The sequence below is a fragment of the Streptomyces fulvoviolaceus genome (assembly GCF_000718165.1).
Lineage (GTDB): Bacteria > Actinomycetota > Actinomycetes > Streptomycetales > Streptomycetaceae > Streptomyces > Streptomyces fulvoviolaceus.
Genome location: NZ_JOEY01000026.1, coordinates 87,771 through 112,397, shown reverse-complemented (window position 1 = coordinate 112,397; position 24,627 = coordinate 87,771). Strand labels below are relative to the sequence as shown.

Below are 24,627 nucleotides of genomic sequence, written 5' to 3'. Positions count from 1 at the left end.
CTGCCTCACTGGGCTCCGTGGCCGGGGGCGAGCGCCTCCACCTTGCGCGCCAGCTTGAAGTCCATCTCCGTCACGGCCCCGCCCACGCTGTGCGTGTTCACGGTCAGGGAGACGGTGTTGTAACCGAGAGTGAGGTCGGAGTGGTGGTCGAGCTTGTCCTGGACCTGGGCGATGTGTACGACCATCGCGGTCGCGGCGAAGTGCGTGCCGAGCCGGTAGGTGCGGGCGATGCGGTCTCCGTCGAGCGACCAGCCCGGCAGCTCCGCGAGCCGGTCCTCGATCTCCTTCTGCGACAGCGGTTCCACGGGCATGGCCGTGCTCCCTTCCCGGGGTGGGGGTTCTTCTTCAGCCTGCCACAACCGAAGCGCTGCGGCCCTGGTCAGGAGGGTTCCCGGTGGTCGACGGCGGACACCTTGGGCCGCTCCTCGGTTACTGTCATCCGTATGGCCGCTCCCACGTCCGATTCCGCCACCGCCGGCGCCAAGGGTGTCGGCCCGCTCCTGCGGGCCTGGCGGGAGCAGCGGCGGGTCAGTCAGCTGGAGCTGGCACTGCGTGCCGACTCCTCGGCCCGGCACATCAGCTTCGTCGAGACGGGCCGCTCCCGGCCGAGCGAGGAGATGGTGCTGCGGCTGGCCGAGCACCTGGACGTCCCGGTGCGGGAGCGCAACGCACTGCTGCTGGCGGCCGGTTACGCCCCGCGCTACCCGGAGACACCGTTGGACGACCCGGGACTGGACGCCCTGCGCGAGGGCATCGAGCGTCTGATCCAGGGCTACGAGCCCTACCCGGCGGTCGTGGTCGACGCGACGTACGACGTCGTGGCCGCGAACCGGGGCATCCTGATGCTCCTGGACGGCGTCCCGGAGTCCCTGCTGACACCCCCGCTGAACGCGATGCGGCTCACCCTGCACCCGCAGGGCCTGGCACCGCGCATCCGCAACCTGCGCGCGTGGCGCGGGCATCTGCTCGACCAGATGGAGCGGCAGATCGCCCTGCGCCGCTCGGAGCCGCTGCGGGCGCTGTACGAGGAGGTCGCGGCGTATCCGGTGCCGGAGACGGACGACGACAACGACGACCAACTGGCCGATCCCGTCCCCCACTTCGCGCTGCCGATGCAGATCGAGCACGAGGGCCGGATCCTGTCCTTCATCTCCTCCATCTCCACCTTCAACACGCCCATGGACGTGACCGTCGCCGAGCTGGCCATCGAGACGTTCCTCCCGGCCGACCCGGCGACGGTCAAGTACCTTCAGTCGGTGCTGTCCTGACGGGCCTTCAGGGCCATCTGCTGCAGCAGGGCGAACCCTGCCACGGTGACCGCCTGGAGCACGGTCCACACCGCGCCCGCCGTGCTCGGCGTCAGCCACAGGGCGAGGGACAGACAACTCAGCACGGCCCAGGCGAGGTTGGCCTCGATCACGGCCCGCACGGCGAGCACCGGCGGCCGTTCGCGCGAGGCCGGCACGCCCACCCCGGCCGCGTACACCAGGAGGAAGGCCCCGAGCCCGAGCAGCAGCGCGGAGTCGACGCCGAGGAACCCGCCGAGCGGACCGGACGCGGCGAGGTAGGCGAGCCCGTTCGCCCCGGTCACCAGCGCGTCCAGGGCCAGGAAGCGACGCAGCATGGCCTGGGTGTCGGCGGTCCGGGCGAGTGCGGCGAGCTGGGTTGCGGACATGGCGGATCAGCCTCCGTCGAGGTCGTCGGCAGTGTGCGGGATACGGATCCCGGACCGGAGTGCGCCGGCCCGGAACCCGTTGCCACCACGATCTCGTCCGTACGGGCACCGGTCGATTACCCGTGAGGTAATGGAGTGGTGACGAGGAAGCAGCCGTGACCGGTGAGACCGGCAGCGGAACATGGCACACTGCACGGGAGCTTCGACACGTAGGGGAGGCGTGGCGTGAGTGAGCGGCGCCCTGCGCCCACCGTGGGCCAGGTGGTGCTCGGGAAACGCCTGCAGGAACTGCGGGAGGCGGCCGGCCTCAAGCGTGAGGAGGCCGCGCAGGTACTGCGGGTGGCCCCCGCGACCGTACGGCGGATGGAGATGGCCGACGTCGCACTGAAGATCCCGTACGTCCAGGTGCTGCTCGAGACGTACGGCGTCGCCGAGGAGGAGGCGGCCGCGTTCGTCGCGCTGGCCGAGGAGGCGAACCAGCCGGGCTGGTGGCAGCGGTTCCACGACGTGCTGCCGGACTGGTTCAGCCTGTACGTGAGCCTGGAGGGCGCCGCCCGGATCATCCGCTCCTACGAGCCGCACTTCGTCCCCGGTCTGCTGCAGACCGAGGACTACGCGCGCGCCGTCATGGAGGCCGGCACGATCGGCCGGGCGGGGCCGGAGACGATCGAGCGGCACGTGTCCCTGCGCATGGCCCGGCAGCCACTGCTGGAGCGCCCGAACCCGCCCCACCTGTGGGTGATCATGGACGAGACGGTGCTGCGCCGCCCGGTGAGCATCCATGGCGAGGTCATGCGCGAACAGCTCGACAAACTCCTGGAGTTCGCCGAGCGCGACCGCGTCACGCTCCAGGTCGCCGAGTTCGAGGAGGGCCCGCACCCGGGGACGTACGCGCCCTTCTCGCTGTTCCGCTTCGGCGAGCCGGAGCTGCCCGACATGGTCTTCACCGAGTACCTCACCGGCGCGCTGTATCTCGACTCCCGCACGGAGGTCGCCACGCACCTGGAGGTCCTGGACCACATGTCGGCGCGCGCCGCGTCCGCCGAGCGCACCAAGAAGCTCCTGCGGGAACGCCGCGAGGACTTCTGAACCGACGAACCGCCTCACGCGAGTGACTACACAAGGGGAGAAGGCACCGCATGACCGGATCCGACGCCGCGCCCAGAATCGACACCAGCCGACCGCACCCCGCCCGGGTCTACGACTGGTGGCTGGGCGGCAAGGACAACTACCCGGTGGACGAGGCACTGGCCCGCAAGATCCTCGAGGTGGACGGCACCGTGCTGCGCGGGGCGCGCGCCAACCGCCGTTTCATGCACCGGGCCGTGCGGACCGTCGCCGAGGCCGGGATACGCCAGTTCCTGGACATCGGCACCGGCATCCCCACCGAGCCCAACCTGCACCAGGTCGCCCAGAGCGTCGCCCCGGAGGCGAAGGTGGTGTACGCGGACAACGACCCGATCGTGCTCCGGCACGCGCAGGCGCTGCTGCACGGCTCGGCCGAGGGCAGCACCGACTACGTGCACGCCGACATCCGCGACGTCGACACCCTGCTGGCCCAGGCGGGCGAGTCCCTGGACTTCACGCAGCCGATCGCGCTGTCGCTGGTGGCACTGACCCACTATCTGAACGACGATCCCGACGGCGACGACGTGCACGGCCTGCTGAAGAGGTACGTCGACGTGCTCGCCCCGGGCAGCTACGTGATCCTGTCCCAGGTCACCCCGGACCTCAGCCCGGAGGACGTCGAGAAGGCCACGCAGCACTTCCACCGCAGCGGGGTGCCCTTCCATCCCCGTCCGCTGGTCGAGTTCTCCCGCTTCTTCGACGGCCTGGAGCTGCTGGGTCCCGGTGTGATCCCGGCCTACGGGTGGCGCCCGGAGGCCGAGGACGTGGCGGCCCAGGCGGAGGGCATCGTGCCCGTGTACGCGGGGGTCGCCCGCAAGCTCTGACCCGGACGGGTGCCGTCAACAGGTGCGCTCCCCTGCCCAGCCCTAGGTTCGAAGCAGCCACGGGCAAGCAAGGGAGCGCACGTGACCGACACCCGGATACCGCCGACGCCGCCGACCGAGCCGGGCGCCATGCTGCTGCGCGCCGGGCGGTTCTTCCGGCCCGGCAAGGCCGCGCCCGACCTGCACAGCATCGGGCTGACCGGCGGGCGCGAGGCGGATGCCTTCTACCGGGACCGCTGGAGCCACGACAAGGTCGTGAACTCCACGCACGGCGTGAACTGCACCGGTTCCTGCCGCTGGAAGGTGTACGTCAAGGACGGCATCATCACCTGGGAGACCCAGCAGACGGACTACCCGTCGGTGGGCCCCGACCGCCCCGAGTACGAGCCCCGCGGCTGCCCCCGCGGCGCCGCCTTCTCCTGGTACACGTACTCCCCCACCCGGGTGCGCTACCCGTACGTCCGCGGCGTCCTCCTGGAGCTGTACCGCGAGGCCCTCGCCCGCACCGGCGACCCGGTGCTGGCCTGGGCGGACATCCAGAACGACCCCGAGCGCCGCCGCCGCTACCAGCAGGCCCGCGGCAAGGGCGGCCTGGTCCGGGCGACCTGGGACGAGGCGGTCGAGATCGTCGCCGCCGCACACGTCCACACCATCAAGGAGTACGGCCCCGACCGCATCGCCGGCTTCTCCCCCATCCCGGCGATGTCGATGGTGTCGCACGCGGCGGGCGCCCGCTTCCACTCGCTGATCGGCGCCCCGATGCTGTCGTTCTACGACTGGTACGCCGACCTTCCCGTCGCCTCCCCGCAGGTCTTCGGTGACCAGACGGACGTACCCGAGTCGGGTGACTGGTGGGACGCGGCCTACCTGATGATGTGGGGCTCGAACGTCCCCGTGACCCGTACACCGGACGCGCACTGGATGGCGGAGGCCCGCTACCGCGGCCAGAAGGTCGTGGTCGTGGCGCCCGACTACGCGGACAACGCCAAGTTCGCCGACGAGTGGCTGCACCCGCACCCCGGCACGGACGGCGCGCTGGCCCTGGCGATGGGCCATGTGATCCTCAAGGAGTTCTTCGTCGACCGCGAGACACCGTTCTTCGCGGACTACGTACGGAAGTTCACCGACCTGCCCTTCCTGATCACCCTCACCGAGAAGGACGGCGGCTACGTCCCGTCCAAGTTCCTGCGCGCCTCGGACCTCGGCCAGCAGGGCGAGGGCGCCGAGTGGAAGACGGTCGTGCTGGACGCGGCGAGCGGCCGGGCGGTCGTCCCGAACGGCTCCCTCGGCTTCCGCTGGACGGACTCCGGCAAGGGTCGCTGGAACCTCGAACTCGGCCCGATCGAACCGGAGTTGAGCCTGTACGGCCATCAGGCGTCCGGCAACGTCGAGGTGCTGCTCCCCCGCTTCGACACCGAGGGTGGCGAGCACGGACAGGGACGCGGCGAGGTCGTACGACGCGGGGTGCCGGCGACGCGGCTGGGCGGTGCCGACGGCCCCCTCGTCACGACCGTGTTCGACCTGCTGCTGGCGCAGTACGGCGTACAGCGCCCCGGCCTCCCCGGCAGCTGGCCGGCCTCCTACGAGGACGCGGACGCCCCCGGCACACCCGCCTGGCAGGAGGTGCACACCTCCGTCCCGGCCGCCAAGTGCGTCAAGATCGCCCGGGAGTTCGCGCGGACCGCCGAGCGCTCCAAGGGCCGCTGCATGATCCTCATGGGCGCGGGCACCAACCACTGGTTCCACTCCGAGACGATCTACCGCGCTTTCCTCGCCCTGCTCCAGCTGACCGGCTGCCAGGGCCGTAACGGCGGCGGCTGGGCACACTACGTGGGCCAGGAGAAGTGCCGCCCGGTGACCGGCTGGGCGACCCTGGCCGCCGCGTCGGACTGGTCGCGGCCGCCGCGGCAGATGATCGGCGCCGGGTACTGGTTCCTCAACACCGACCAGTGGCGCTACGACAGGTTCACCGCCGATGTGCTGGCCTCGCCGCTCGGTGAGGGCCGGTTCAAGGGGATGACGGGCGCGGACTGCCTTGCCCTGTCGGCGCGTTCGGGGTGGATGCCGTCGTATCCGACCTTCGACCGCAATCCGCTGGAGCTGGGCGCGGCCTTCGGTGATCCGGTGGCGAAGGTTGTGGCCGAACTCCGCGCGGGGACACTGAACTTCGCGTGCGAGGACCCGGACGCCCCGGGCAACTGGCCGCGGGTGCTGACCCTTTGGCGGGCGAACCTGCTGGGCTCGTCGGCGAAGGGCGCCGAGTACTTCACCAAGCACCTGCTCGGCACGCAGTCGTCCCTGAACGCCGAGGAAGCCGCTGCGGGTGAGCGGCCGCGGGACGTGACCTGGCGGGACGAGGCACCCGAGGGCAAGCTCGACCTGCTGCTGTCGCTGGACTTCCGGCAGACCTCCTCGACGCTGCTCTCGGACGTCGTACTCCCTGCCGCGACCTGGTACGAGAAGCACGACCTGTCGTCGACCGACATGCATCCCTACGTGCACTCCTTCACCCCGGCCGTGGACCCGCCGTGGCAGGCGCGCACCGACTTCGACACGTTCAAGGCGCTGGCCGACCGGCTGAGCGAGATGGCGGTCCTGCATCTGGGCGTGCGCAAGGACCTGGTGGCGACCCCGATGCAGCACGACACCCCGGGCGAGACGGCCCAGCCCGGCGGGGTCGTCCTGGACTGGAAGCGCGGGGAGTGCGATCCCGTGCCCGGGAAGACCCTGCCGAACCTGACGGTCGTCGAGCGGGACTACACGGCGATCGGCGCGAAGTTCCGGGCGCTGGGCCCGCTGGTGGAGCAACTGGGCCTGCCCGCCAAGGGGATCGCCCTCCGGCCGGACGAGGAGGTGGAGCACCTGCGGCAGCTCAACGGCGTCTCGCCGGACGGCCGGCCTCTCATCGATACGGCGGTCAAGGCCGCCAACACCATCCTCGCCCTGTCCGGCACCACCAACGGGCGGCTCGCCACCCAGGGCTTCCACACCCTGGAGGAGCGCACCGGCCAGGAGATGGCCCACCTGGCCGCCGAGCACGAGGGCAAGCGGGTCACGTACGCGGACACGCAGGCCGCGCCCGTGCCGGTGATCACCTCGCCGGAGTGGTCGGGCAGCGAGTCCGGCGGTCGCCGGTACACGGCGTTCACGCAGAACACCGAACACCTCAAGCCCTGGCACACCTTGACGGGCCGTCAGCACCTCTTCCTCGACCACGACTGGATCCACGAGCTGGGCGAGGCGCTCCCGGTGTACCGGCCGCCGCTCGACATGAACCGGCTGTTCGGCGAACCGGTCCTCGGACCCGACGGGGAACGGCAGGTGACGGTCCGTTACCTCACCCCGCACAACAAGTGGTCCATCCACTCCGAGTACCAGGACAACCTGTTCATGCTGGCCCTGTCCCGCGGCGGCCAGAGCATCTGGATGTCCCCGCAGGACGCGGAGGCGATCGGCGTGCAGGACAACGACTGGATCGAGGCGGTCAACCGCAACGGTGTGGTCGTGGCCCGGGCGGTCGTCTCGCACCGGATGCCGGCCGGCACGGTCTACATGCACCACGCGCAGGAGCGCACGGTGAACGTCCCGAAGACGGAGACCACGGGCAAGCGCGGCGGCATCCACAACTCGCTCACCCGTCTCATCCTCAAACCGTCCCATCTCGTAGGCGGCTACGCCCAGTTGAGCTGGGCGTTCAACTACCTGGGCCCGACGGGCAACCAGCGCGACGAGGTCACCGTGATCCGCCGCCGCAGCCAGGAGGTCGAGTACTGATGCGTCCGATGGCCCAGATCGCGATGGTCATGAACCTCGACAAGTGCATCGGCTGCCACACCTGCTCGGTGACCTGCAAGCAGGCGTGGACCAACCGGCAGGGCATGGAGTACGTCTGGTTCAACAACGTCGAGACCCGCCCCGGCCAGGGCTATCCGCGCCGCTACGAGGACCAGGAGAAGTGGCGCGGCGGCTGGGAGCTGAACCGGCGCGGCGCGCTGAAGCTCAAGGCGGGCGGCCGCTTCAAGAAACTCGCCGGCATCTTCTCCAACCCCAGGCTCCCGGAGATCAAGGACTACTACGAGCCCTGGACCTACGACTACAAGAACCTCACCGACGCCCCGCTCGGCGACGACTACCCGGTCGCGCAGCCCGTCTCCCAGCTCGACGGCAAACCGATGAAGATCGAGTGGTCCTCGAACTGGGACGACAACCTGGCGGGCGCCCCCGCCTACGGCGACCTCGACCCGATGGTCGAGCGCACCCGCCAACAGGCCGCCGACAAGGTGAAGTTCGAGTTCGAGCAGACCTTCATGTTCTATCTGCCGCGCATCTGCGAGCACTGCCTGAACCCGTCCTGCGTGGCGTCCTGTCCGTCCGGCGCGATGTACAAGCGGGCCGAGGACGGCATCGTGCTGGTCGACCAGGACCAGTGCCGGGGCTGGCGGATGTGCGTGACCGGATGCCCGTACAAGAAGGTGTACTTCAACCACCGCACCGGCAAGGCCGAGAAGTGCACGATGTGCTACCCGCGCCTCGAGGTCGGACTGCCGACGGTGTGCTCCGAGACGTGCGTCGGGCGGCTGCGCTATCTCGGGGTCGTCCTCTACGACGCCGACAAGGTGACCGCGGCCGCGTCCGTGAAGGACGAAAAGGACCTGTACGAGGCCCAGTTGGGCGTCTTCCTCGACCCCGACGACCACGCGGTGCAGCGGGCGTGCGAGGAAGCGGGGATCTCGTACGACTGGATGGAGGCGGCCCGCCGCTCCCCCGTGCGGGCGCTGATCAGCAAGTACCGAGTGGCTCTCCCCCTCCATCCGGAGTACCGGACCATGCCGATGGTCTGGTACATCCCGCCGCTGTCGCCGGTGGTGGACGCTCTGTCGGAGACCGGGCACGACGGCGAGGACGCCGGCAATCTCTTCGGCGCGATCGACACGCTGCGCATCCCGCTGGAGTACCTGGCAGAGGTGTTCACCGCGGGTGACACCGGGCCGGTGCGGGCCTCGCTGGAGAAGCTGGCCGCGATGCGCGCCCACATGCGGGCGCTCAACCTGGGCGAGGAACCCGACGCGGACGTCGCCTCCGCCGTCGGCATGCAGCCCTCCGAGATCGAGGAGATGTACCGGCTGCTGGCGATCGCCAAGTACGAGGACCGGTACGTGATCCCGACGGCCGCCGTCGGCGACGCGCGCCGCCTGGAGGAGTCCGCGCTCCCGGACAACTGCAGCCTCGACTACGAGGACGGCCCGGGCATGGGCGGCGACGGGCCGTTCGGCCAGGACTCGGGACGCAGGCAGCTGCCGCTGGTGTCCGTGGAGAACTTCCACGCGCTGCGCAAGCGGCAGACCGCTCGGACCGCGGACGACGCGGAGGAGGTCTGATGCCCTCGGACGCAGTGCTCTACCAGGCGGCGGCGCTCTGCCTGACGTACCCCGACGACGACTTCCGCGCCCGGCTCCCGCTCCTGCGCGAAGCCGCCCCGCAGCTGAGGGAGTTCACCGACCACGCGGCGGTGACTCCCCCGCAGGAACTGGCCGCGCACTACGTCCAGGTCTTCGACTTCAAGAACCGGCACAGCCTCTATCTGAGCTGGTGGCAGGACGGGGACACCCGGCGGCGCGGTATGTCTCTGGTCCGGTTCAAGGAGGTCTACCGCGAGGCCGGTCTGGAGTTCACCGGCGAGGAGCTGCCCGACTTCCTGCCGGCGGTGCTGGAGTTCGCGGCCCGCACCGGCGACATCGGCCTGCTCACCGAACACCGGGACGGCCTGGAGCAGCTCCGCTCCCGGCTCACCGCCTTCGGTACTCCGTACGCGTCCGTCCTGGATGCCGTATGCGCCACACTGCCGACCGCGACCGGGGTACGCCGATGACCACACTCCTCTGGGGCGTCCTGCCGTACGTCACCGTCGCCCTGCTCGTCGCCGGCCTGATCTGGCGCTACCGCTACGACAAGTACGGCTGGACCACCCGCTCCTCGCAGATCTACGAGTCGAAGCTGCTCAACATCGCCTCCAACGCCTTCCACTACGGCATCCTCTTCGTGCTCGCCGGCCACCTCGTCGGCCTGTTCATCCCGATGTCCTGGACCGACTCGATAGGCGTCAGCGAGCACACGTACCACCTCTTCTCGCTCTACGGCGGCACGGCGGCAGGCGTCCTCACGGTCTTCGGCATCGCGCTCCTGATCTACCGCCGGCGCACCAAGGCGCCCGTGTTCCGCGCGACGACCGTGAACGACAAGCTCATGTACGTCGTCCTGCTCGGCGCGATCGTGATGGGCATGGTCGCCAAGCTCACCCATGCCTCCGGCGACGGCTACAACTACCGTGAGTCCATCGCCCCTTGGGCCCGCAGCCTGTTCAGGTTGCAGCCGGACACCGACCTGATGGAGGGCGTGCCGGTGCTGTACCAGGTCCACGCGGTGATCGGCATGGCGTTGATCGCGCTGGTCCCCTACACCCGCCTGGTCCACATGTTCAGCGCGCCGGTGCAATACCTGTTCCGCCCGTATGTCGTGTACCGCAGCCGCGACCCCGAGCAGTTGGGGCCGCGTCCGGAGCGGCGGGGGTGGGAGAAGACGGGGGCGTAGCCGCGGTCAGCTGTCGTGGTGGCCGGCCGGGGTGACGATGTTGCCCTCGTGCTGGCCGGCCTCGGAACTCCAATCCCGGTTGTCCGGCGTGTACACGACCCCGTGCACGGCCACGGCCGCCACCCCCGCCAGCAGTGCCCCGGCCGCCAGAGCCGCTAACCGTGCGCGCCGCGTCCTGTTCTTTCCCATGTTCGTATCCCTTCGTGAAGTCCGGTCCCGCGGGGAGTCTCAGGCCGCCCCGCCCTTCTGGTCCTTCTCCTCGTCGACGATCTCCGCGTCGACCACGCCTTCCTCATCCTGCGGTGAGGTGTGCGAACCGCCGTCCTCCGTGGGGGTCTCCTGGGAAGCCTGGGCCTGGGCATACATCGCCTGGCCCATCTTCTGGCTGACCGAGGCGAGCTTCTCGACGCCGGTGCGCAGGGCGTTGATCTCGGCGTTCTCCTCCAGGAGTTGCTTCAGTTCCGCGATCGCCGCCTCGACCTCACTCTTGGTGTCGGCCGGGACCTTGTCGTCGTTCTCACGGAGGAACTTCTCGGTCTGGTAGACGAGTTGTTCGGCGTGGTTGCGGGTCTCGGCCGCCTCGCGGCGCCCGCGGTCCTCCTCGGCGTACTGCTCGGCCTCGCGCATCATGCGGTCGATGTCGTCCTTGGGGAGGGCCGAGCCGCCGGTCACCGTCATCTTCTGCTCGCGGCCCGTCGCCAGGTCCTTGGCCGAGACGTGCATGATGCCGTTCGCGTCGATGTCGAAGGCGACCTCGATCTGCGGGACCCCACGCGGGGCGGGAGGGAGCCCGGTCAGGTCGAAGACGCCCAACTTCTTGTTGTACGCGGCGATTTCACGCTCGCCCTGGTAGACCTGGATGCCGACCGAGGGCTGGTTGTCGGTCGCCGTCGTGAAGATCTCCGAACGGCGGGTGGGGATCGTGGTGTTGCGTTCGATGAGCTTCGTCATGATGCCGCCCTTGGTCTCGATGCCGAGGGACAGCGGGGTGACGTCGAGCAGCAGGACATCCTTGACGTCGCCGCGGATGACGCCCGCCTGGAGGGTCGCGCCGACGGCCACGACCTCGTCCGGGTTGACGCCCTTGTGCGGGTCCTTGCCGGTGAGTTCCTTGACCAGCTCGGTGACCGCGGGCATCCGGGTGGAGCCGCCGACGAGGATGACGTGGTCGACCACCGAGAGCTTGATGCCCGCGTCCTTGACCGCCTGGTGGAAGGGGGTCTTGCAGCGGTCGAGCAGGTCGGCGGTGAGCTCCTGGAACTGGGCGCGGGTCATCTTCTCGTCGAGGTGCAGGGGTCCCTCGGCGGAGGCGGTGATGTAGGGGAGGTTGATCGTCGTCTCGGACGAGCTGGAGAGCTCGATCTTGGCCTTCTCGGCGCCCTCGCGGAGCCGCTGCAGCGCCATCTTGTCCTTGCCGAGGTCGACGCCGTTCTGGCCCCGGAACTTTTTGACGAGGTACTCGACGACCCGCTGGTCCCAGTCGTCGCCGCCGAGGTGTGTGTCACCGTTGGTGGCCTTGACCTCGATGACCCCGTCGCCGATCTCGAGGAGCGACACGTCGAAGGTGCCGCCGCCCAGGTCGAAGACGAGGACGGTCTGTTCCTCGCCGCGGTCGAGGCCGTAGGCGAGGGCGGCCGCGGTGGGCTCGTTGATGATCCGCAGGACCTTCAGGCCCGCGATCTCTCCCGCCTCCTTCGTCGCCTGCCGCTGCGCGTCGTCGAAGTACGCCGGTACGGTGATCACCGCGTCGGTGACGTCCTCGCCGAGGTAGGCCTCCGCGTCCCGCTTCAGCTTCTGCAGGACCCGCGCGGACAGCTCCTGCGCCCGGTACCGGGTGCCGTCCACGGAGCCCTCGTCCGGGAAGCGCCAGTCCGCGTTTCCCATGTGCCGTTTCACGGAGCGCGCGGTGCGCTCGATGTTCGTCACGGCCTGCCGTTTCGCCACCTCACCGACGAGCACCTCGCCGTTCTTGGCGAAGGCCACGACCGACGGTGTGGTCCTGGCCCCCTCCGCATTGGCGACGACGGTGGGTTCGCCGCCCTCCAGCACGGCAACCACCGAGTTCGTGGTCCCCAGATCGATTCCGACCGCACGTGCCATCGTCGTCCCCTTCCGCCCAGGGAGTCCCACCAGAGAGGCTTCCCACACTCCAGCACAAAACTTGAGTGCGCTCTTGTCAATGGCCCGGGAGTGCCTGCTCAGTGCGAGGGGTACCCCAGTGGCCGCTCGTCGTGCTGATCGTCGTGCCGGTCTCCGCGCAGGGCGAGGGCCCGCCGGGGCCGGTTGGTGATCAGGACGTCCACACGCGGGTCGCCGAGGAACGTCCGCATCAGGGCGTCGTCGTCGACCGTCCACACCATGCTGAACAGGCCGTGCCGGGCCGCCTCGCGCAGCACGTTGGCGCGGGCCAGCCGCTGGTGCACGGCGACCCCGTCGGCCCCGCAGGCTCGGACCCGGCGCATGGGCAGCAGCTCGCTCAGCCGGGTGCCCGCCAGCCGCAGCGACCCGATCTCCTTGCGGTCGCGGCCCAGGGACAGAGCGGTGCGCACCCCGGGGTACGCCTGGCTGATGGCGGCGACGGAACGGTCCTCCAGGGTGGTGGCGACGAAGCCGTCCTCGCCGAGCAGGGCGATCGCGCGATCGATCACCTCGCGCTCCTGACCGATCTCCTTCAGGTCGAGATGGCCCATGAGCTTCCCGGCGATCAGGGACATGACCTCGTCCATGACCGGCACGGCGTATCCGGCCCGCTCGTTCAGCTCGGCATGGGTGATCCGGGACAGCAGCGGGCCGGTGTGATCCACCCGGGGGTCGTGGTAGACGACGAAGACGCCGTCCGCCGTACGCCGGATGTCGAACTCGACGTACTCCGCCCCGGACAGGATCGCGTCCTCGTACGCCTCCCAGGTGGCGGCGCCGGCTCGCTCGGATCCTCCGCGGTGGGCCGATACGGCAGGTCGTCGCGGCATGTCGATCAACTCCCGGGTGAGGGACGCGGTGCGGGCACCGGTGCGGGGCCCTGGTGGGGCCGGGACAGGAGGGTGCCGGACCGTCTGCTGACCCGCCTGAGCAGGAGGTATCCGACCACGGCGAGGGAGACGAAGGGAAGCCAGGCCAGCACGTACGCCGTGCCGTACCGCCCGAGGTCGAGGATGGAGCGGTGATCGTCCACGTTGGTGCCGTTGACCCCGAAGAACGCCAGCAGCAGCGTCGGCGGCAGGGCGATCAGCGTGGCCACGGCGACGAGGGCCGACACCGTACGGTCGCGGCGGTCGTCGCGTTCCGCGAGCTCGGCGTCCAGGGCGGCCGAGCGGGCGCTGATCACGGAGGTGAGCCGCTCGACCATGCGGGCCGAGTTGTCCAGGCTGTCGCGGATGCCGAGGGCGTCGCGCAGCGAGGTCTGGAAGCCCTCCATGAGCATTTCCGGGATCAGCAGGCTGTCCACGTAGGCCTCGACCCCGAAGGCCAGGTCCAGCTGGAGCTCGTTCACGTCCGCCGAGAGCCGGGAGATGAGCGAGCGGACCTCGTACGGCGAGTCCGTCATGGCCCGCTCGTTGGCCCGCATGGTCTCGAAGGCGGCCAGCCGGGTGCGCTGGAGGACGGCCAGCGCCGAGATCAGGCCCAGGGCGACCAGGGCCAGGCCGTGCTCCACGTGCGGGGCCCAGCCGGCCTGTATGGACACGCCGCGGCCGTGGGCGGAGAGCGTGACGCCGTGGTTGCGCAGGTTGGGCGGCATGTTGGCGTCGAGGTCGGGCGTGTGGTTCGGCGCCATCCTGCCGCGGTAGACGATCTCGCTCAGCAGCGTCGGCCGGCGGGCCACGTCGGTGGCGTCCGTGCTCAACAGGTCGTGGCGCAACTGTCCGCCGGGGAAGACGAGTTGGTGCACGTTCTGGCCGAAGGTCAGCTGGGTCGGCGGGGTGAGCCGCTGGTTGAGGACCTCGGGCAGGGACTTTCCGCCCAGCTTGATCCGCTCGCGGTCGAAGCAGGTGCTCGCGAGCCAGGCGGCGACGGCGCCGGAGTCGGTCTCCCCGGCGAATCCGCAGTCCATGACGAGCGTGGCGTCGCCGCGCGGGGTGGCGAGGACCATCAGCTTGACGGACGCGAGGTCGAGGCCGTGGTCGCCGTTCGGCAGTTCCAGCTGCTCCGGTGCCACGTGCTCGACGAGGACGGGCACGGGAAGCAGCGCTCCGCCGGATCTCAGGTGCGGCTCGAAGCGCCCGAAGTCCCATTGGTCGACGAGGCCGCCGAGCGGGGAGGCCTGCGGGAGCAGTCGTCCGGCGAGACTGAATAAAAGCAGAATGCGGGTGAGTTCACGCGTGGCGGAGTCAAGTACGGTCGCACTGTTGGACGTTCCCGTCACCATCGAAATCCTTCCGAAGCCTTCGTTTTCATACCCCGCACCACTGCCGCAAACCGACGTCGCGCAGGCAGCCCCAGGTGGGCGGCCTGCGCGACGTGTTGTCCGGGCGCGGTGTCAGGCGAGCTTCGCGTCCAGCGTGATCGGTACGGCCTTGAGGGCCTGGCTGACCGGGCAGTTGACCTTGGCCTGCTCGGCGGCGGCGACGAAGCCCTCCTCGTCGAGGCCCGGCACGGTGCCCTCGACGGTGAGGTGGACGCCGGTGATGCCCTCACCCGGCACGAACGTGACGTCGGCCGAGGTGACGAGCTTGGTGGGCGGGGTGCCGGCCCCGGCGAGGGCGTGCGAGAACGCCATGGAGAAGCAGCTGGAGTGGGCGGCCGCGATCAGCTCCTCGGGGCTGGTCTTGCCGTTCGCCTCCTGGGTGCGGGCAGCCCAGGTCACCGGCTGCTGGTCGATGGCGCCGGAGGAGTCGAAGGTGACGACTCCGTTGCCCTCGAGCAGGTTGCCTTCCCAAACAGTGTGTGCGGAGCGCGTGGCAGCCACGGTCATTCCTTTCGTGTGGTCCCGGTTCCGGGTTACTGGTTCCATCCGATCACACTCCGGCTCAGCTCACCCGGAAGACCGGTCCACGCGCGGTGAACGGCAGCCGCGCCCCCTGCGGGATCAGATAGGCGTGCTCGCGCCGCACCCTCAGCACGTCGCACCAGCCGTCCGTGATCACGAGGACCGGCGCGCCGGGCGGGAAGTCGTCGGCGCGGTGCAGCAGGTCGATGCCGGGCTGCAGCACGGTGCCGCCGCGGCCGTGCACCCGCACCCGGCCGGCGATCTCCGTGACCGGCAGATACCCGGCGTCGTGCGGTGCCGCGTCGCAGAACACGACCCGGGCGGCCGGTACGTCCCGCGCCTCGGCGTACGAGGCGATCGCTCCCAGCGCCTTGCCGAGCAGGACCCGGTCCATCGAGCCGGAGGTGTCGAGGACCACGCCGAAGGTGCAGCGGGCGATCTCCTCGGGCGGGAAGTAGCGGCCCGCGCGCGGGATGTCGGGCGTGGCCGCCTGCCGGCGCGCGGGGCGGGCGTACGTCCGTACGGGCTGCGGACTCGGCACGAACTCGTCGAACCAGCGGGCCAGTCGGGCGTCCCAGGGCAGCGGCGGATGGCTGAGCGCCCGGATCTCCTCGACCAGACCACCGGGCAGATAGCCCCGTTCCTGCTGCTCGTGCAGGTCGAGGCCGCGGGCCAGACCCCGGCGGTAGAACTCGTCGAGGTCGCAGTAGTCGCCGGGGGCGCCTAGCGGACCGCCCAGGATGTCGCCGACGCCCTTGCCGCGGAGGGTGGCCAGGCGGCGCCGGCGGCGCAGGTCTCCGGCGATGCGGTCGTAGACCTCCTCGGAGGACAGGCCGGCGAGCCGCGGGTCGTACAGCAGACCCTCGGGCATGGTGCCGACCTGCATGTCGCTGAGCCAGCCGTTGATGACGTAGTCGCAGGCGATGTTGAACAGGTAGGGGTCGCGGGTGCCGCAGCGGTCGCCGTGGCGCAGGGCGGCGTGCAGCATCTCGTGGGCCAGGATGAACCGCCACTCCTCGTCGTCGAAGCGGCGCAGCGGGTTGATGTAGATCTCGCCGGCCTCCGGGTTCACCGCCGCGACGGAGATGCCGTGGGTGCGGGCGAGTTCGGCGTCGGCGACGAGTTTGATGCCGGCCGCGATGCCGCCGAGCAGGGGGTAGGAGGAGATGAACCAGCTCAGCGCCCGCTGCCAGGGGCGCAGCCGCGGCGCCTCGCCGTCGAGGGAGTCGCGGCGGCCGCCCGCCATGTCCATCGCCGCGGACACGGTCCGGGTCAGGGCGGTGGCGAAAGCCAGCTGCCAGTCCGGGGGCTGCATCCAGCCCGCCCACCGCAGGAGCACCTGGTCGGGTTCGTCACCGGCCGTGCCGCAGCGCTCGTACGCGGGCGGGAGCCCGTCCCGCCGCCAGCGCGCGGCGAGGTGCTCCTCGTCGCCGTCGGGGTAGGAGGCGGGCAGCTCCTCCGGGGTCTCGCCGACGGTGAAGTTGAGCAGGAAGCGATTGACGACGACGCAGCGCGCGGCGAGGTCGTACCGGTCGGGCTGGGTGCGCTCGCCCTTCGCCGCCGGGACGTGCCCGAAGCCGAGGTGGAGGACGGCGTGCGCGATCGCCCAGGCCCAGGCGGCGGGTTCGGCGAGGCGGTGGGGGTGGGCGTGCAGGTCGCCGTCGGAGTCGACGCACACGAGCCCGTCGCGGGGCGCGAACTTGCACTCCTCGTGCCGGCAGACGCTGAACTCCACGGCCGCCAGTGCCGGGTTGGCCTTCACCAGCCGCATCCCCTCGGCGAAGGCCTCCGCCGCGAGGTCCCGCTTCTTCTTGGTCTTGTTGGCGGGGTTCCGGCTCATCGCCGCGCCTCCACCAGCCGCGGCATGTCCCGCGCCGCCTCGACGAGGAACCACGACGGCAGTAGGGGATTGCCGTCGGCGTCGGAGGCGATGACGGTCTGCGCGACCTCGACGGAGATCTCGGCGAGCTGCACGAGCAGCGACTTGGCGCGGTAGGCGGTCTGGCGGCCGTTCGCCGACATGTGCTCCTTGCTCGCGGGCAGTTCCTTGATCAGGCGCCCGCGGAAGGACTCGGCGAGGTAGTAGAGCAGGTCGCGGTCCTCTATGCGGTTCGGCCAGCGGGCGTCGCCCTTGATGATCGCCTCGATGCCGAACTGACTACGGACGATCTTGACGTAGCCGCAGAAGGCGGTGGCGTGCGCGGGCGTCAGCGTGCCGTGGGCGAGGACCTTCAGGGTCTCCTCGTCGAGGCCGTGACCGAAGGAGTGCAGCGCGTCGGAGAGCATGTGCCAGGAGCGGGGCGTGGAGAAGGGCTCCTCGGTCTTCGGCGGCTTGGACCACAGGTGGTCGGGGCGGTCGGTGAGGTGGTCCAGGATCCAGGGGTGGATGCCGTTGCTCGCCGCCCAGGTCAGCCAGTCCTTCGGAGAGGCCTCCAGGTGGACGTGGGTGAGGCGGTTGACGAGGGCGGAGGCGATGGGCCGGGCGAGGGCGTTGTCCGTCGCCCGGTTTCCGGCGCCGATGACGATCGAGCCCTTCGGCAGCTCGTAGTTGCCGATACGGCGGTCCAGGATCAGCGAGTAGAACGCCTTCTGCACGTCCGGCGTGGCTGCGTTCAGCTCGTCCAGGAACAGGCAGTACGGCTCGTCACGGGCGATCGCCTCCGGCGGGCAGAACACCGACCGCCCGTCGCGGATCTGCGGCACCCCGATCAGGTCCTCGGGGGCCAGCTGGGTGCCGAGCAGACTCACGCACTCCAGGCCCAGCGACTCGGCGAACTCCCTGACCAGGGAGGACTTTCCGATGCCGGGGGCACCCCAGACGAAGACGGGCCGCACGGTCGCGAGACCGAGCAGCAGTTCCGGGATACGGGAGGGCGTGACGGTGACGGCAGCCTGCAAGACAGGGGCTCCTGGGGAGTTGTTCGAGGGAGGGGGTGACTCGAACAGTGTGTGCGGCGAGCGGAACCACCGCAGCTGATTTTCCAACGCCCAGGTGACGCGCCCCTTGAGGGGCGCGGGGCTTGCATCGATATGCGGCTCCGCCGCGTGGGCGCGACAAGCCCCCACCGGCCCGCGGGCAAACGCCTACGCGGCCCTCTCCTGCCGAGCAGGCAACGGCACTTGGGGTCCGCCCGCCTCATCGAGCCAACCACGCAGCACCCGGTGGATCTGCTCCGCCCCGGCGATTTCCTCGGGCGGCTCGGACAGCGCGACCGGCGACAGCAAGAACGGCTTCCCCTGCGCACCCCCGAGTCCCCCGTGCGAACCGATCTGCTCCTCGAAGGCAAGGACCTCGCCCTCGACCGGGTCGTACCAGGAGTTCACCATGATGTCGGCGGTGTGCGGAAAGGAGTGCGTCCGGCGGACCACGTCGGCCACGCCCGGCCCGAAGTCCGCCAACGGGCCCGGCTCGTCGTCGAGTTGCCCCAGAGGGATCTCCGTACCGAACGGCCCGAGCACCACCCCACCATGCTCTTCGCTCCGCACGAGAAGAAACCCGATCCCGGGATGGTTGGCAAGCGTCGTCAGCAGAGCAGGATGCCGCGCATCGATCTCCTCCTTGGACATCCGGTGCGGCACATCCGGGAAGGACACCAGACCGAGGTTGCCGGAGGCCAACACGATCGGCTCGGAACCGCGGCGAGCGGGCCGGTGCTCGCGCCTCTCCTCGACCGGCCGCCGCAGTGCCGCACGTACCGCCGCGCGAGCCTCCGCGCCGCTGTGAGTGCGCTCGGCCTTGCGCGGCACGGGCAGCCCGGAGCCGGCCCGGACCAGGTCGCCGAGGGTGAGGCCGTAGCGGGTGCGGAAGGTCTCGCCGGGGCTCTGGCCGTGGTCGGACAGCACGACGATCCGGTACGCGCGCGGGGCGTGCTCCGCGATCTGCTCGATCAACGCGAGGGAGCGGTCGAGGCGTTCGAGCACCTTCTCCGCGTCGCGGCTCATCGGCCCGGAGTGGTGTGCCACTTCGTCGTACGCCACGAGGTCGGCGTAGACGGCGGTGCGGCCGGCGAGCATGTCGCCCATCACCGCGGCGACCACGACGTCGCGTTCGACGACGGTCGCGAAGGCGCGGACGAAGGGGTAGAGGCCGCCGCGGCCCACGCGCGGGCGCACCTTGCGGACGCGGGCACGGGTGGACTGGCCGATCTCGCGGCCGACCTCGGCGACGAAGGACATGGCGGTGCGCACGGCGTTGGCCGGGTCGGAGAAGTAGGCGAAGTAGCCCGCCCGGGAGCGGTTCTCGCGGCTGCGGCGGCGGGTGGCGATGGACAGGACGAGGGCCTGCTCGTCGGCGCCGCCGCCGAAGAGGTTGCCGCGGCTGGCACCGTCGACGCTGAGCAGCCCGCCGTGGCCGGTGCGCTCGACGGCGCGGCGCTGGAGTTCGGCGGCGCTGGTCGGGCGGTTGCTGACCATCACCTCCCCGGTGTCCTTCTCGTACCAGCGGAAGGCGGGGACGTCGTGGTTGCTGCCGTGCAGGATGCCGAGCTGGCTGGCGCCGGTCTGGCTGGACCAGTCGGTGCGCCAGGGGGTGAGCCGGTGGGTGCCCCCCAGCCACTTGGCGACGGTGGGCATCAGCCCCTTGCCCACCGCGGCCGTCAGTACGTCGTGGCCGACGCCGTCGAGCTGGATGAAGACCATGCCGGGGGTGGCGGGGATGGCCGGACCGGTGCCCCGGCGGCGGTCGGCGAGGCGGTACAGCCGGCGCCGGTAGGCGTCGTCGTCGCGCACGGCCAGCGCACCACCCGTGGCGGAGGCGACGGCGGACATCACGGCGGCGACCACGACCGCGGTCTCCGGGGCGGCGTCGCCGCGCTCGGCGGGGTTGAGGCGCAGCGCGATCAGCAGCAGCGCGCCGTTGAGGAAGAAGACCAGCAGCCCGAGCACGAGCGCGGGCACGAGCAGCAGCAGCCGTACGAGAAGCGGCCAGACGAGGGCCGACAGCACACCGAAGGCGCCGGCGCCGAACGCCGCGGTGACGGCGATCCGGGTGGCGCTGTCGCCGTCCACGGACTGGAGCCGGAAGTCCGGCAGGATGCCTGCCAGGACGAGCATCGTGAGGGTGGAGACGACCCACACCGCGACGCTCCGGCCGACCTGACTGGCGACCCGCCGCCAACGCCCTCCACGCACGCCCCGTACACCTCACGTCCCGGCCCGTCGTCGGTGCGGGCCCTGGGACCAGCCTGTCACACGGGTCGCTAGCGGCCGTCGTATCCCGCCGTCGGCATGGACAGGCGCCGGTGGACCCGGGCCTTCATCTGGGCGTCGTAGGCGGGCTCCGCGAAGCCCACCGTCTCGACCCGTACGCCGCGGCGGGCGCACTCCTCGGTGAACTCCTCGACGGAGGACAGAGCACTCTCCAGGACCCGGCGGCTGGGGGCCACGAAGAGGTCGGTGCCCGGCCGGACGCCGTCCCACAGCACGCAGTGGTCGGGGCGCAGTCCGCGCACCAACAGCTCGCGTCTGACGGTGTAACCCCGTTCGGCGGCCCAGCGGGCGCACATCGCGTGCTGGCTGCGGGAGTCCACCAGGAAGGGGTCTGCGTCCAACTCCTCAAGTGGCGTCAGACTCGCGATCGCCGTGACCCGAACCGGTCCCATGGTGTCCCCCTCACCTCCGGGTTTCGCCGCCGACCCTACTCCTGCCCGTAGGCTTCGGGGGAGTCGTGCGAAGGAGGCAAAGAGGTGCCGGTGGAGATCACCTGGTGGGGTCACGCCACCTGCACGGTCACGGATTCGGACGTACGCGTGCTCACCGACCCTCTGTTCGCCCGCCGCCTCGCGCATCTGCGCCGCCGACGTGGTGCGGTGCCGCCGCCCGGCGCCTGGTGCGCGGACGTCGCACTCGTCTCCCATCTGCACGCCGACCACCTGCACGTTCCCTCGCTGGCGCGGCTCGCCCCGGGCACGCACCTGCTCGTGCCCCGGGGCGCACCACGGGCGGTGCCGGCGCTGCGCCGGCTCACCCACCTCCAGGTCGCCGAGGTGGCCCCCGGGGACGAGACACAGGTCGGTGACCTGGTGATACGGGCCGTGCCCGCGCGGCACGACGGGCGGCGGCTGCCGGTCGGACCGCACCGCTCCCCCGCGCTCGGATACGTCGTCGAAGGTGAGGGGCGCACCTACTTCGCCGGGGACACCGGCCTCTTCGACGACATGGCCAAGGAGGTCGGACCGGTCGACGTGGCGCTGCTGCCGGTCGGCGGCTGGGGGCCGTACCTCGGCGAGGGGCACCTGGACGCGGGGCGCGCGGCCCAGGCGCTGGCCCGGCTGGCACCGCGCAGCGCGGTGCCGGTGCACTACGGCACGTACTGGCCCATCGCGATGGACGCGGTGCGCCCGCACGAATTCCACGCGCCGGGTGCGGAGTTCGTGCGGTTGGCGGCGGAGTACGCGCCCGGGGTCGCCGTGCACCGGCTGGAGCACGGGGAGAGTGTGCGGCTGGAGGTCGCACGGTGATGCTGCTGGCCGCGGCCTCGACGGGTGTGACGCCCGAGTCCACGCAGCAGGCGATCGGGTATCCGACGTTGTTTCTGCTGGTGCTGCTCGGGGCGTTGGTGCCGGTGGTGCCGACGGGGGCGTTGGTGAGTACGGCGGCTGTGGTGGCGTTTCATCAGACGGCGCCGTTCGCGTTGGCGCTGGTTTTTGTTACGGCCTCGCTGGCGGCGTTCCTCGGGGACATGGCGTTGTACTGGCTCGGGCGGCGTGGGATGGGATCGCGGAACGGGTCTCGGTGGCTGGAGGCGATTCGGTCGCGGGCGCCGGAGGAGAGGCTTGCGCAGGCGCAGGCGAAGTTGGCGGATCATGGTGTGGCTGTGCTGGTGTTGTCTCGGCTGGTGCCGGCGGGGCGGATTCCGGTGATGTTGGCTTGCCTGATGGCCGAGTGGCCGTTGCGGCGGTTTGCGCGGGGGAATCTACCGGCCTGCCTGGCGTGGGCAGTGACGTATCAGCTGATCGGGATTCTTGGTGGGTCGCTGTTCAACGAGCCTTGGGAAGGTGTGGTGGCGGCGGTCGCGCTGACCCTTACGATCAGCGCTGCGCCGAGTGTGTGGAGACGGGTTCGATCTGCCAGGTGATGTTTCGTTGCGGGGTGCGGGTCCGTTGTGGCTGGTCGCGCAGTTCCCCGCGCCCCTAGGTCAGCTGCAGTACGCGTGAGCCTCCAACTGGCAGGTCCCACAGGTCCTCCCTGTCCAACCCCGCCTTCTCCCACGCCGCCCGCACCCGCGTGAGCGGCTCCAGTACCGGTTCCGCCGACAACACGAACGTCGCCCAGTGCATCGGTGCCATGCGGCGCGCACCCAGGTCCTGGGCCGCTCGCACCGCCTCCTCCGGGTCGCAGTGGACGTCGCTGAGCCACCAGCGGGGGTCGTAGGCGCCGATGGGGAGCAGGGCGAGGTCGATGCCGGGGTAGCGGCGGCCGATGCGGGCGAACCAGTGGCCGTAGCCCGTGTCGCCCGCGAAGTAGACGCGCTGTCCGTCGGGGGCGGTGAGGACCCAGCCGCCCCACAGGGTGCGACAGGTGTCGACGAGGGAGCGCTTGGACCAGTGGTGGGCGGGCACGAAGTCGAAGCGGACGCCGCCCAGTTCGGCCGCCTCCCACCAGTCCAGTTCGGTGACCGCGGTGAACCGGCGGCGGCGGAACCAGCGAGCGAGCCCGGCCGGCGCGAACACGGGGGTGTCGCGCGGGAGGCGGCGCAGGGTGGGGGCGTCCAGGTGGTCGTAGTGGTTGTGGCTGATGACGACCGCGTCGATGCGGGGCAGCGAGTTCCAGGGGATGCCGACCGGGGTGATGCGGGCCGGGGTGCCGAGGATGCGGCGGGACCAGACCGGGTCGGTGAGGACGGTCAGCCCGCCGATCCTGATGACCCAGCTGGCGTGTCCCGCCCAGGAGACGGCGACGGTGCGCGCGTCGACGGCGGGCAGCGGGGCGGGCTCGAAGGGCAGCCGGGGGATGTCCGCGAGGCCTTCGCGTCCCGGTCGTACGGAGCCCTCTCGGGCGAACCGGGCCATGGCCTTGAGACCGGGCAGCGGGGCGGTCAGGCGGTCGTGGAAGGACCGCGGCCACACCCGCCGCTCGCCCGGCGGGCGGGGTTCGGTGAGGGGCGGGGACGGAGCGAAGGAGGACAGGACCGCCGGATCGTCGGCTTCCTGGGTGGGCGTGCTCGTGGTCGACTCGGACTGCTGCGTCATCGAGGAGGCTCCCATCGCTGAGCGTCGTCGCGGAGTTCGTCGAAGACCGACTCCAAAGTGATCAACGCGCGTTGCACGTGTGGCAGTTCCAACGGTGAGGGTGACGTGAGGCATTCCGCGCGTTCCTCGTCGGTGCCGCCGAGCAGCGAGCCGGTGGACAGCCGTACGCGCAGCGCCCCGAGATCGTCGCCGAAGCGGTGACCGCCGGGCGCGGGCATGCCGAGCCGGGCGGTGAGGAAGTCCTCCAGGTCCTGGGCGTCGCCGACCCCCTGCGCGGTGAGCGCGGGCCGCAGGGGGCCGAGATCGACGTAGAGATGGCGGCCGGCCCGCGGGGGCCGGGAGAGCGCGCCCGCCGCGACAACGGCGGCGTGCGCGGCGGCGGCCACGCGCGCGTGCAGGCGTACGGCGGCGGCGAGGCGGGCGGTGACCGGCTCGGGTTCCGCGAGCGCGTAGGCGGCCGCCGCGGCGACCGGTGCGGCGACCCGGGCTCCGAGCGCGGTGAGCACGTCGAGCACACGCGCGCGTAGGCCGCTCTCGGCCCCGCCCGGCGGGAAGCGGGCGATCGCGGCCGGCCAGCCGGTCGGCAGCAGGGCGCCGGCCAGGTCGGTGACGACGGTGACCCGGTCGGGCAGCATCTCGGCGGGGCTGAGCAGCACGGTGTCGTGCGGGAGGTGCAGGGTGTCGCGCCAGGTCTCGTCGCTGACCAGGTGCAGGCCCTCGCCGGCGGCGGCCTCGATCGTCGCGTGCAGCAACTCGGGCGGAGGGACGGTGGCGGTGGGGTCGTCGGCGACGGACAGCACCAGGAGGCGCGGGTCACCGCCTTCGGCGCGCACCCTGCGCACGGTCTCCAGGAGGGCGTACGGATCCGGGACACCGCCGCACTCGGCCGGTGTCGCCACGTGGAAGAAGGGTCTTCCCAACAGGCGCGCGTACGGCGCCCACCAGGCGGCGCAGGGCCGGGGCACCAGGACGTCGCCGCCGAGCGCGGCGGTCAGCGCGAGCAGGAGGGACGGGGCGCCGGGGGCGGCCACGACATGGTCGGGCTCGGCGGGCAGGCCGCGCCGGTTCCCGTAGCCGCACGCGGCTTCGAGGAGGGCGGTGCCGCCGCCGACCGGCTCGGCCCGGCTGCGGGCGGCGGCCGCGGCGAGCACGGCGGTGAGCTCGGGCAGCACGGGCAGTCCGTCCTCGGGGAGCGGCGGGCCGTAGCGGACGGGGCCGTGGCCTTCCGGGTCCGTCCGCATGGTTACCTCCGTGAGGGGGCTTCGTCTTCTGCTGTCTCTGTCGCCTCAGGTGTGTCGG

Annotated in this window: 22 protein-coding genes; 9 read left to right on the top strand and 13 right to left on the bottom strand. The window is 71.0% G+C overall.

Translation table 11 applies throughout. The annotated features are described in order from the left end of the window. Positions 1-5 precede the first annotated feature (5 nt). A complete protein-coding gene (locus IG08_RS0127605) occupies positions 6-311 on the bottom strand; it encodes a 4a-hydroxytetrahydrobiopterin dehydratase (protein ID WP_030607921.1) in 306 nt (101 codons plus the stop codon). 132 nt (positions 312-443) lie between these two features. Between IG08_RS0127605 and IG08_RS0127600 the strand changes: the two genes are divergently transcribed. After that, entirely contained in the window at positions 444-1,268 is an 825-nt protein-coding gene (locus IG08_RS0127600) for a helix-turn-helix domain-containing protein (protein ID WP_030607918.1), read from the top strand. Here the strand turns inward: IG08_RS0127600 and IG08_RS0127595 are convergent. Further along, a complete protein-coding gene (locus IG08_RS0127595; protein ID WP_030607914.1) occupies positions 1,250-1,675 on the bottom strand; it encodes a hypothetical protein in 426 nt (141 codons plus the stop codon). The two genes, IG08_RS0127600 and IG08_RS0127595, sit on opposite strands and share 19 nt — an antisense overlap. Before the next feature lie 225 nt (positions 1,676-1,900). Between IG08_RS0127595 and IG08_RS0127590 the strand changes: the two genes are divergently transcribed. The 6 genes from IG08_RS0127590 (at position 1,901) to narI (ending at position 10,215) form a co-directional block, all read left to right on the top strand. Then, on the top strand, positions 1,901-2,764 hold the full coding sequence (locus tag IG08_RS0127590; protein WP_030607911.1) for a helix-turn-helix domain-containing protein: 864 nt from the start codon (positions 1,901-1,903) through the stop codon (positions 2,762-2,764). A gap of 50 nt (positions 2,765-2,814) precedes the next feature. Beyond that, complete coding sequence (locus IG08_RS0127585; protein WP_030607908.1) at positions 2,815-3,627, top strand: SAM-dependent methyltransferase; 813 nt, start codon at positions 2,815-2,817, stop codon at positions 3,625-3,627. A 129-nt stretch (positions 3,628-3,756) separates the two neighbouring features. Further along, positions 3,757-7,401, top strand: coding sequence for a nitrate reductase subunit alpha (locus IG08_RS0127580; RefSeq protein ID WP_420823293.1), 3,645 nt, complete (start codon positions 3,757-3,759; stop codon positions 7,399-7,401). Continuing rightward, positions 7,401-9,005 carry a nitrate reductase subunit beta gene (gene narH, locus IG08_RS0127575; RefSeq protein WP_030607902.1) on the top strand — a complete coding sequence of 535 codons (1,605 nt, stop codon included), beginning with the start codon at positions 7,401-7,403 and terminating at the stop codon, positions 9,003-9,005. The genes IG08_RS0127580 and narH overlap by 1 nt, the downstream gene beginning before the upstream one ends. Continuing rightward, positions 9,005-9,496, top strand: coding sequence for a nitrate reductase molybdenum cofactor assembly chaperone (narJ, locus tag IG08_RS0127570; protein ID WP_030607899.1), 492 nt, complete (start codon positions 9,005-9,007; stop codon positions 9,494-9,496). Before narH ends, narJ begins: the two co-directional genes overlap by 1 nt. Then, the gene (gene narI, locus IG08_RS0127565; protein ID WP_030607897.1) at positions 9,493-10,215 is read left to right on the top strand and encodes a respiratory nitrate reductase subunit gamma; all 723 of its coding nucleotides are present in this window, start codon (positions 9,493-9,495) and stop codon (positions 10,213-10,215) included. Before narJ ends, narI begins: the two co-directional genes overlap by 4 nt. 6 nt (positions 10,216-10,221) lie before the next feature. Here narI and IG08_RS0127560 read toward each other — a convergent pair whose 3' ends face one another. The 9 genes from IG08_RS0127560 to IG08_RS0127520 form a co-directional block, all read right to left on the bottom strand. Then, complete coding sequence (locus IG08_RS0127560; RefSeq protein ID WP_030607894.1) at positions 10,222-10,404, bottom strand: hypothetical protein; 183 nt, start codon at positions 10,402-10,404, stop codon at positions 10,222-10,224. Between the two features lie 39 nt (positions 10,405-10,443). Continuing rightward, entirely contained in the window at positions 10,444-12,315 is a 1,872-nt protein-coding gene (dnaK, locus tag IG08_RS0127555) for a molecular chaperone DnaK (protein WP_030607891.1), read from the bottom strand. Positions 12,316-12,413: 98 nt separating this feature from the next. Next, positions 12,414-13,184 carry a glycerophosphodiester phosphodiesterase family protein gene (locus tag IG08_RS0127550; protein ID WP_052424907.1) on the bottom strand — a complete coding sequence of 257 codons (771 nt, stop codon included), beginning with the start codon at positions 13,182-13,184 and terminating at the stop codon, positions 12,414-12,416. A 5-nt stretch (positions 13,185-13,189) separates the two neighbouring features. After that, a complete protein-coding gene (locus IG08_RS0127545; RefSeq protein WP_030607886.1) occupies positions 13,190-14,578 on the bottom strand; it encodes a magnesium transporter CorA family protein in 1,389 nt (462 codons plus the stop codon). Between the two features lie 111 nt (positions 14,579-14,689). Further along, positions 14,690-15,118: an OsmC family protein gene (locus IG08_RS0127540; RefSeq protein WP_030607883.1), complete on the bottom strand. Its 429-nt coding sequence runs from the start codon at positions 15,116-15,118 to the stop codon at positions 14,690-14,692. A gap of 61 nt (positions 15,119-15,179) precedes the next feature. Next, positions 15,180-16,979 (bottom strand): vWA domain-containing protein, encoded by a 1,800-nt coding sequence (locus IG08_RS0127535; RefSeq protein WP_030607880.1) that lies wholly within the window; start codon positions 16,977-16,979, stop codon positions 15,180-15,182. Then, positions 16,976-18,037: an ATP-binding protein gene (locus IG08_RS0127530; protein WP_030607877.1), complete on the bottom strand. Its 1,062-nt coding sequence runs from the start codon at positions 18,035-18,037 to the stop codon at positions 16,976-16,978. The genes IG08_RS0127535 and IG08_RS0127530 overlap by 4 nt, the downstream gene beginning before the upstream one ends. Before the next feature lie 186 nt (positions 18,038-18,223). Beyond that, the gene (locus IG08_RS0127525; RefSeq protein WP_030607874.1) at positions 18,224-20,269 is read right to left on the bottom strand and encodes an alkaline phosphatase family protein; all 2,046 of its coding nucleotides are present in this window, start codon (positions 20,267-20,269) and stop codon (positions 18,224-18,226) included. 68 nt (positions 20,270-20,337) lie between these two features. Continuing rightward, positions 20,338-20,739: a hypothetical protein gene (locus IG08_RS0127520; protein ID WP_030607871.1), complete on the bottom strand. Its 402-nt coding sequence runs from the start codon at positions 20,737-20,739 to the stop codon at positions 20,338-20,340. 84 nt (positions 20,740-20,823) lie between these two features. On the opposite strand from IG08_RS0127520, the gene IG08_RS0127515 reads away from it, so the two are divergent. Then, the gene (locus IG08_RS0127515; protein WP_030607868.1) at positions 20,824-21,597 is read left to right on the top strand and encodes an MBL fold metallo-hydrolase; all 774 of its coding nucleotides are present in this window, start codon (positions 20,824-20,826) and stop codon (positions 21,595-21,597) included. Next, on the top strand, positions 21,594-22,214 hold the full coding sequence (locus IG08_RS0127510; RefSeq protein ID WP_106981033.1) for a DedA family protein: 621 nt from the start codon (positions 21,594-21,596) through the stop codon (positions 22,212-22,214). The genes IG08_RS0127515 and IG08_RS0127510 overlap by 4 nt, the downstream gene beginning before the upstream one ends. A 55-nt stretch (positions 22,215-22,269) precedes the next feature. Here IG08_RS0127510 and IG08_RS0127505 read toward each other — a convergent pair whose 3' ends face one another. After that, positions 22,270-23,328, bottom strand: a complete 1,059-nt coding sequence (locus IG08_RS0127505) for an MBL fold metallo-hydrolase (RefSeq protein ID WP_030607862.1) — start codon at positions 23,326-23,328, stop codon at positions 22,270-22,272. Beyond that, a complete protein-coding gene (locus IG08_RS0127500; RefSeq protein ID WP_030607860.1) occupies positions 23,325-24,569 on the bottom strand; it encodes an aminotransferase class I/II-fold pyridoxal phosphate-dependent enzyme in 1,245 nt (414 codons plus the stop codon). The genes IG08_RS0127505 and IG08_RS0127500 overlap by 4 nt, the downstream gene beginning before the upstream one ends. Positions 24,570-24,627: the final 58 nt, after the last annotated feature.